Raw genomic sequence first — 6,354 nt, 5'->3', positions numbered from 1 at the left:
TCCCTCCCCTCACTCCTCTCAGTCCTCGCCCCTCCCCTTCCGCCCTTCATGGAGAGCAGACAACCCGTGGGATCTCGCGCCATTGGTCATCGAGCCGGGCACCGTCGTCGAACGACGGGCGCTCTGGTTACGGCGGCGTGCATCGTCGGCCTGTCCAGCGTCACCGCCGCACCGGCCGTCGCGGACGAGAACGTCCCGCTCCACAGCGGTGAGTGCAAGTTCGGCGCCGACTACATCAAAGAGACCCCGTGGTCGCTGCAGCGCATACTCACCAATCAGATGTGGGCGTACGGAAAGGGGAAGGGAATCCGGGTCGGCGTCGTCGACACTGGTATCGACGCGCAGAACCCGCAGATCAAGGACGAGATCGGCAGCGGCGGCATCTCCCTCGTCAAGGGAAAGCCGACCGACGACAAGGTCGGCCACGGCACCAAAGTGGCAGGCATCATCGCCGCCCGCCCCATGAAGGGTTCCGGCTTCTACGGAATCGCGCCCGAGGCGACCGTCGTCCCCTTCCAGCAGACCTCGCAGGAAAAGCCCGGCACCGCCGACAGCCTTGCGACGGCCATCAAAAAGGCCGTGGACGAGCACGTCGACATCATCAATGTCTCGCAGGGAACAGCCGCCGATCCGCGCCTGCTGCCCACCCTTGAGCGAGCGGTCAAGTACGCCGATATACACGACGTTCTCATTGTTGCCTCGGCCGGCAACGGCGGCGCCGACGGCGGCGAGAAGGACATGTGGCCCGCGGCCTACTCGGAGAAATACCCCAACGTCCTCGCAGTGGCCGCCTCGGACCGGAACAACGAGCGGGCACCCTTCTCCCAGTCCGGAAAGTTCGTCCAGATCGCCGCGCCGGGCGTCGACATGGTCTCCACCGTCCCCGACGGCGGAAACTGCGTCGACCAGGGCACCAGCTTCGCCGCTCCCTACGTCGCGGGAGCCGCGGCCCTGCTCAAGGCGAAGCACGACAAGTGGACTCCGCAGCAGCTCATTTGGCAGCTCGAAAAGACCGCCGAGCGTGTGCGCCCGAACCGGAACGACTTCATCGGCTGGGGCGTCGTCGATCCGGTGGCGGCCCTCAACGACGACACGGTGCCCACCGGAGAACCCAAGCCGGACAAGTCCTCCAATGTGGCTGACGGCTCCAACATCCATCCGGTCGCCGTCGCCCTCGGCGAAAGCCCCGAGGACCGACGCGCCCGCTATTCCATCTACATTGTCGGCGGCGGACTTCTCGCCGTCGGCACGGTAGTTGGCTCCGCCATCGCACTCCGCGACTGGCGCCGAAAGACTGGTTTGCGAACACACGGGGAGGCTTAACCATGGGTGGTAAAGGCGAGTACGGCGTTGACCTGGACGCTCTGGACCAGGTGGTGAAGGAGCTCAACCACGTCCTCCAGATGATGGGCGACTCGAAGAGCACAGCCAAGAGCAGCACCTATCTGGCGAAGGGCACCCTGGGACAGGGGTTCGCGGAGGAAGGCCAGCTGTATCAGGCCCACGACAAGATGAAGGGCGACATCGAGGGGTTGATGGAAATGGTCGAAGGGCTGGTCGACCGGTTCGGCAAGAAGTCGTCCAAGGTCAGGGGTGCCTACCAGGACGCCGAGGCGGACAACACCGTCAGCATGGCGTGATGTCGGCGGGCGGAGTGCAGTGACAGATGGATCATGTTCGATGACGGAGTGGGGGACAGCAGATGGCATCGAATGACAGTAAGTTCAAGCCCGCCGAGGTCCATGTACCGAAGGACTCTGGGTCGGCGCCCACAGGTTCGGGCGCGGCTCAAGAGCAAAGTTATGAAATTGGCAAGAGTCGCCCTCAGTTCACCAAGCTGAGGCTGAATCAAGTCAAGCAGATGGTTGAGGGCTCCAATCCGGGTGAAGTCGGCAATGTTGCCGAGGGTTGGAAGCTCGTTCGCATCAAACTGGTTGGTGGCGGTAACGACTGGACCTCCCAGGACTGGCATGACGGTATCAAGAAGAAATTCGACGATGCCGTCACAAAGGTTCTGGAGACCTGGCACGGCCGTTCCGCGGACCAATTCGCCGCCGAGGCGCAGAAGATCAGCAACAACTTCGCGAAACTTGCTGCCTACCCGCACAACACCGGCTACGTGCTGCACCAGATCAGCGAGCGACTTGCGACCGTCAAGAAGGCGGTCGAGGGCGTCGAGGAGCCCAGCGAGTGGGAGCGCGTCAAGGACCGGGCCGCCGACGGCCTGAGCTCCGGTGCCGGAAAGGGGGCGGCCATCGGGAACACCCTCATGCCGGGCGGTGGCGGTGCCCTGGTCGGCGGACTCGTCGGTGGGATGGTCGGCGGCGACGGCCGGGACGACTCGCAGCTGAACGCTGACCTGGCTAACCCGAAGATGAGTATCTTCGATGCCGTCAACAAGAACCGGGGAAGCCTGTCGATCGACCGGGAACGCGAGCTCGAGGCTGCTCACTACATGGAGCAGTTGGCGACGACCTATCGGGCGGGCGTGTCAGCTATTGGGAGCGGTCCTCGTGTGGATGAGGGCGGTCGCATCAAGGACCCGGACCACAGCCCTGATGGCGGCGGCTTCATTCCACCCATTGGTCCCTATGGGCCCACGCCTGGTGCTCCCAAGCCGGGCGTCGGTGGAGGAAACACACCAGGTATGAAGGGCCCCGGATACACCACTCCGCCCGCCATGGAACCGCCCCGACCACACGGCATCGACGGCGGCATCGGCAGTATGCCCAAGGCCCCTGCGCCTCACGTTGGCACCGGGCTTGACGGGCTATCAGGAGGCAGCGGTCTCGGGACCGGCGGTGGCGCCGGCGGAATCGGTGGCGGCGCAGGTACTGGCGGTTTGGGTGCAGGCTCCGGAAGCGTCGGCGCAGGCTCTGGCCCGGGCGTCGGCGGCTCCGGCGCGCCGGGGATGGTCGGGGGTATCGGCGCTGCCGGTAGTGCTCGTGCGGGTGGCACGGGTGCTGGAGTGGGCTCACGGGGCGGCCGCGCCGGCATGCCCGGCATGGGTGGAGCCGCTGGCGCCGGCAAGGGCGCCGGTGCCAAAGGCGCTGGTGCAGGTGGCAAGGGCAGTGCGCTGGCACGACAAAAGGGCGGTGTGGTCGGCGGCAAGGGAGGCAAGCTCGGCGCCGCCGGCCAAGGAGGATCCGGCTTGCACCGAAGCCGTGGCGGTACACAGCAGGGTGCTACAGGCGGTCGCCGTCCGGCGGGAATGGCCGGTGCTCACGGTGCTCACGGCGCCAAGGGCAAGGACAAGGGCGGCGAGAACGGACAGCGCCCCGACTACCTGGTCGAAGAAGAGGAGACCTGGACGCCGGAGCGTAACGTGGCGCCGAAGGTCATCGAGTAGGGAACCTCAGTCCGGATAGGCTGCTCGGCGGAATCGAGGTGGGGCCCGCAGTCCTCGGGCTGCGGGCCCCACTGTCGCTACGGAGAGGTGTACGGCATGAGCTTCACGCGGACGCTGCGTGCGGTGGGCGGCGCGGTGGTGGCGGGAGCACTGCTCTTCGGCGCCGCCCCGACTGCCCTGGCAGATCAAATGAGGGACAGTCAGTGGCCACTAAAATCCTTTGAGGCCGAGAAGGTATGGAAGGAATCGACGGGCAAGGGCGTCACGGTTGCTGTGGTTGATGATGCCGTCAATGGCGGTCATCCAGACCTCAAAGGCAGCGTCCTGCCAGGTAAGAACTTCATCGACGGTGGTCGGGCTGATCAAGAAGACACGAATGATCACGGAACTGCCATGGCGTCAATCATTGCTGCACATGGTCATGGTGCGGGAAATGCCGATGGAATCAAGGGGCTGGCGCCCGGCGCAAAGATTCTCCCGGTCGCCTACCCTGAAGTCGGTGATGGGGTAGGGCATGTGGGACTGGGCGGGGTGATCAGGTACGCAGTCGATCACGATGCGTCAGTTGTCAACCTTTCGATTGCCCCTTCGTTTCTCACCGATTCCGATAAATCAGCTCTGGCCTACGCGGCTCAGAAGGATGTCCTGGTCGTAGCGGGGGCAGGAAACAATGGCGAGAGCAAGCTGAGTGCCTTGGCTGCTGCTCCGGGGGTCGTTGCTGTGGGGGCTGTGGACAAGACCGGGAAAGTTTGGCAGAAGTCAAACTATGGTCGCGAGCTGATGCTCACGGCGCCGGGCGTTTCCATCACCTCAGCTTCCGCATCAAATGCGGAGCCTTATCGTCGAGCGGACGGTACCTCTGACGCCACCGCATACGTCTCCGGCGCCGCAGCTCTTCTCCGTGCCAAGTTCCCCGACCTCACTGCCGGTCAGATCGCCAACCGTCTGGTGAAGACGGCTGGTCTGCCGCCAGGGCAGGAAGGAATGACGCTCCCCGACCCGCACTATGGGTATGGCTTCATCCGGCCCTTGAGGGCGCTGACGCAGGACATCCCGGCCGGCTCGAAGAACGGTCCGCTGAAGACTCCCCAGACTGAGCCGGGTGCCGGCGCCGGTGGAGCAACCGCTCTCGGTTCATCGGGTACTGGCGGCGACCAGGCAAGTGGGCAGAAGGACAGCCGACTCGGTATCGGCGCCATTGTGGGTATCGGGGCCGGTGTTCTCGTCGTTGTCGCGCTCATCGTGATCGTCGTGGCACGGCAGAAGAAGAACGGCCGTAACGGGCCCCCGCCGGGTGGCCCTGGTGGCTATGGCGGCCCCGGGTTTCCGCAGCAGCCGGGTCCGTACCAGCAGCAGCCCGCTCCCTATCAGCAGCAGCCGGGTGTGTATCAGCAGCAACCCGGTGCTCAGGGCTTTCCGCCTGTACCGCCGAACCAGCCACCGGGGCAATGAGGGCCCGTTGTAAAGCTCGTGCCGCGGACGGGATTGCGTGCCTGATGCTGTCCGGTGTCTGACTGTGGCTGTCTCGAGCGGAACGTTCCGATCCCCGCCGGAAGGGATATGGCACGGCTCGCGACGGCCGGTCGACAAAAACTTCTTGGGTCCGCAGCCATCAGGCTGCGGACCCAAGAAGTTCGAGGCGGCTGAACTTGCGGTGCCATGGGCCCGTTCTTGCGTGCCTGCGCCATGCCGCAGGCATGCAATATGTGAACGGGGGCGGACCTGGGCCACCTGAAAGGGGGGCGCCGTGATGGTGTGCATGCCCTGCTCGTCGGTGAGCCGGCGGGATCGGTAAGGGGGCTGGGGCGGCGTCCGTAGGGGGAGTGGCGGGTGCTGGCGATCAATGGTCCCGTAGCATTTCCGCTCATGGACATGCCCGGCAATGAAGAGCCCCTGCCCGACAGTCGTGTGGGGCTGACGCCGCGTCAGGCGAGGCGGATACGCATCGTCCTGGCCTCGGTGCTGATGGTGGCGATGGCGGTGGTGCTCGTGGTGCGCCTGGCGTCGCGTACGTCGGTGCTGGTGGTCGGGGTGTACGGGGCCGCGCTGGTGCTCTGCGGCGTGGTGATCGAGCTCAGCCGGCACGGGCGTACCCGGCTCGGTACCTGGTTGCTGGGTCTCGGCCTGGCGGCCGCACTGGCAGCGGACTGGCTGCTGTTGCCCTGAGGGGGAGGGGTCGTTCCACCGGGACCGTTCCGCGGGGACCGTTCCCCAGTGCCCGGTTCCGTATGAGCCGCTGCCGCGGACGCCCTCCAGTCAGAGCCTGCCGCTGCCGCGGACGCCTTCCAACCAGAACGGGCTGCCCCCCCGGCGGTCGCCCTCCAACTGCCAGCGGACAACGCACTTCAGGTGCCTCCGCCCTGTTCGGCGGGCGGCCGCCGAGCAGGCCCGGTCGCCGGGTCGACCTCCCGGAGCGGCGGTACGGCCCACACCACCCAGCCGAGGTCGAATTCCCGCAGGGCCACCTCGTGTGGCGGCCCCTGACGGCCCTCCGCGTCGAGTCAGCCGGCGGCGGTGGCTTGCGCCCGCGCCGGGCGCCCGGGTGATTACGAGTGGTGTCCTCCGAGGCCGTCGGGCGCTGCGGAGTCGGCGGCGCCGGTGCGCTGGGCCGGCACGGTGGGAGCGCCCGGCGCGGCGAGGATCTGCCGGGCGGTGACGCCGCGTTCGGTGGCGACGACGAGCACGCCGTCCGGGGAGAGGGCGGCGTCGGTGATCGGGGTGTCCGAGATCAGCGTGGCCACTTCCTTCCGGTTCGCGCGCGCCCAGACGCGCAGCGAGTCGGGGCCGTGGCTGAACCCGAACGGGGCCGCCGCCCGGGCCTCTTCGGAGGGGCGCCGCACCTGTGCCGGGTCGGCGTCGACGTACCCGGGGCGCAGCAGGTCGTGGACGAGCAGCGCCCCCGTGGCCTTGCCGTCGGAGGCATCGCCGTCCGGGCCGGGGACCGTACGGGAGCCAGGGGTTCCCTCGGGAACGATGAAGGTGGCGACGGGGCGGGAGGTGGGGGC

General features: G+C 66.8%; 5 protein-coding genes and 1 pseudogene. 5 read left to right on the top strand and 1 reads right to left on the bottom strand.

Going from position 1 to position 6,354, the window contains the following annotated elements; genetic code table 11:
• Positions 1–66: 66 nt before the first annotated feature.
• From mycP to EST54_RS32810, 5 genes are all read left to right on the top strand, one after another.
• Entirely contained in the window at positions 67–1,323 is a 1,257-nt protein-coding gene (mycP, locus tag EST54_RS32830; protein WP_129251331.1) for a type VII secretion-associated serine protease mycosin, read from the top strand.
• 2 nt (positions 1,324–1,325) lie between these two features.
• Positions 1,326–1,640, top strand: coding sequence for a hypothetical protein (locus tag EST54_RS32825; protein ID WP_129251330.1), 315 nt, complete (start codon positions 1,326–1,328; stop codon positions 1,638–1,640).
• A 62-nt stretch (positions 1,641–1,702) separates the two neighbouring features.
• Entirely contained in the window at positions 1,703–3,349 is a 1,647-nt protein-coding gene (locus EST54_RS35990) for a WXG100 family type VII secretion target (protein ID WP_129251329.1), read from the top strand.
• Between the two features lie 96 nt (positions 3,350–3,445).
• Positions 3,446–4,801, top strand: coding sequence for a S8 family serine peptidase (locus EST54_RS32815; RefSeq protein WP_129251328.1), 1,356 nt, complete (start codon positions 3,446–3,448; stop codon positions 4,799–4,801).
• A gap of 414 nt (positions 4,802–5,215) precedes the next feature.
• Complete coding sequence (locus EST54_RS32810; protein WP_093489242.1) at positions 5,216–5,515, top strand: hypothetical protein; 300 nt, start codon at positions 5,216–5,218, stop codon at positions 5,513–5,515.
• A gap of 380 nt (positions 5,516–5,895) precedes the next feature.
• Here EST54_RS32810 and EST54_RS34360 read toward each other — a convergent pair.
• A pseudogene (locus tag EST54_RS34360) lies at positions 5,896–6,354 on the bottom strand (ATP-binding protein); the annotation flags it as partial.

It is taken from the genome of Streptomyces sioyaensis, from assembly GCF_004122735.1.
Taxonomy (GTDB): Bacteria; Actinomycetota; Actinomycetes; order Streptomycetales; family Streptomycetaceae; genus Streptomyces; species Streptomyces sioyaensis.
Note: the sequence above shows the minus strand (reverse complement) of the source record. Positions and strands in the feature narration are given on the sequence as shown.

What these genes read in the sequence shown, in the direction of transcription:
- EST54_RS32825 (WP_129251330.1), top strand. Translation starts at nt 1,326, where the DNA reads ATGGGTGGTAAAGGCGAGTACGGCGTTGACCTGGACGCTCTGGACCAG.
- EST54_RS35990 (WP_129251329.1), top strand. Translation starts at nt 1,703, where the DNA reads ATGGCATCGAATGACAGTAAGTTCAAGCCCGCCGAGGTCCATGTACCG.
- EST54_RS32815 (WP_129251328.1), top strand. Translation starts at nt 3,446, where the DNA reads ATGAGCTTCACGCGGACGCTGCGTGCGGTGGGCGGCGCGGTGGTGGCG.
- EST54_RS32810 (WP_093489242.1), top strand. Translation starts at nt 5,216, where the DNA reads ATGGACATGCCCGGCAATGAAGAGCCCCTGCCCGACAGTCGTGTGGGG.